The sequence below is a fragment of the Parasphingorhabdus sp. genome, assembly GCF_036963705.1.
Taxonomy (GTDB): Bacteria; Pseudomonadota; Alphaproteobacteria; order Sphingomonadales; family Sphingomonadaceae; genus Parasphingorhabdus.
The window spans coordinates 1-1748 of the sequence record NZ_JBALUT010000152.1; the positions used below are offsets into that span (position 1 = coordinate 1).

Here is a 1748-nt window from a genome sequence, read left to right on the forward strand (position 1 = left end):
ATATCGTAGATCGACAGATTCTCGCCGCGATCGCCACCGTCATAGCGGTCGACCAGATAGAGGATCGCCCCGCCGATGCCGCGGATCGCCGGGATATGCAATTCCATCGGTCCGGTTTGCACATTGACGGGTTCGGCACCTTTTTCGAGCAGATAGGCATAAGCCTTGCGCGCGTCTTTCACCCGGAAAGCCATGCCGCAGGCCGAAGGTCCATGCTCGCGAGCAAAATACCAGGCCGCCGACTTGGGCTCGTAATTGATGATCAGATTGATGCCGCCCTGCCGCCAGAGATGGACATCCTTGCTGCGATGCTGGGCAATCTCGGTAAAGCCCATGACTTCGAACACGGGTTCGAGGACACCGCGCTCGGGCGCGCAAAATTCGACAAATTCAAAGCCGTCCAGGCCCACAGGATTTTCAAACAGATCAGTCACAGGATTTCCTCGAGATAATGATGCGTGGAGACGCAATATAGTTTCAAATGATACTATAGGGGATCGGGGCGATATATGCAAGTAAATAGCCGTCGAGCCGATCCGTATAAAACAGGACCAGCGGGCATCATCGGGGAGGGTGACTATGCAAAAACGCCATCAACTGGCCTTCATGGCCTTTCTGGCCATTTTCATCTGCTACATGGACCGGGTCGCAATCTCGGTCGCGATCATCCCGATGGTGGAAACCTATGGCTGGAACCTGTCGACCCAGGGTCTGGTGCTGTCGAGCTTCTTCATCGGCTATTTGCTCACCCAGGTTGTCGGCGGAAAGCTGGCCGATCGTTATGGCGGCAAGGTTGTGCTCGGCTTCGGGGTTTTGATCTGGTCGCTCTTTACTTTGGTCGCACCTCCGGCTGCAGCACTGGGTATCGCGGTTCTGATTGTTGCCCGGATATTGATGGGCATGGGCGAGGCGGTTACTTTTCCGGCGATTTACGCGCTCTACGCGCGCTGGATACCGGTCAGGGAGCGCTCGCGATCCGCTGGATTCTCTAATAGCGGCATTCCTCTGGGCACCGTGTTCGCATTGCTTGCGACACCGGTCATTGTCGCGAGCTGGGGCTGGGAATGGGTCTTCTATATATTTGGCAGCGTCGGTTTCATCTGGTGCGCGGCCTGGTATTTTCTCATTGCATCGAGCCCGCGCCTGCAAGCCGGCATCAGCCAGGCAGAGCTGGACCTGATTGCCGCCGACACGATTGCCGATAGCCCCGCTGTCGCGACGCCGTGGCGCGCATTGATGACCAATATGCCGGTCTGGGCGGTGATCGTCGCCCATTTCTGCAACAACTGGTGGTTCTATGTCCTGCTCGCCTGGCTGCCGACTTTTGTCACCAAGGGGCTGGGCGTCGATTATGCCTCGGTCGGATTTTTCGCGATGATGCCGCATATCGCCTTGTTCATCTGCATAAACCTGTCCGGAGTTGTCGCGGACCGGTTGATCGGCAGCGGCATGACTATCACCCGGGTGCGCAAGCTGATGATGCTGATCGGTTTTGGCGGCAGCATTATAGCGCTGCTGATCGTCGGTCAGGCGGAAGATGCGGTCACCGCGATCACCATCATGACCATCGGCAGCGCACTCGGCGCTTTTGCGGTCAGCGGCTTTTTCGTCAATCATATGGACATCGCGCCGGAACATGCCGGGACCTTGATGGGGATTACCAATACCGCCGGTACCATTCCCGGCATCGTCGGGGTGCTGGTCAGCGGCTGGATATTGGACGTCACCGGATCCTGGGCTCTGGTGTT

Annotated in this window: 1 protein-coding gene and 1 pseudogene; one reads left to right on the top strand and one right to left on the bottom strand. The window is 57.4% G+C overall.

Going from position 1 to position 1748, the window contains the following annotated elements:
• Nucleotides 1-434, bottom strand: a pseudogene (locus V7680_RS15580) (4-hydroxyphenylpyruvate dioxygenase); the annotation flags it as partial.
• Nucleotides 435-579: 145 nt separating this feature from the next.
• Here V7680_RS15580 and V7680_RS15585 point away from each other — a divergent pair.
• On the top strand, nucleotides 580-1748 hold a 1169-nt coding region (locus V7680_RS15585), incomplete at its 3' end, for an ACS family MFS transporter (protein WP_335654167.1).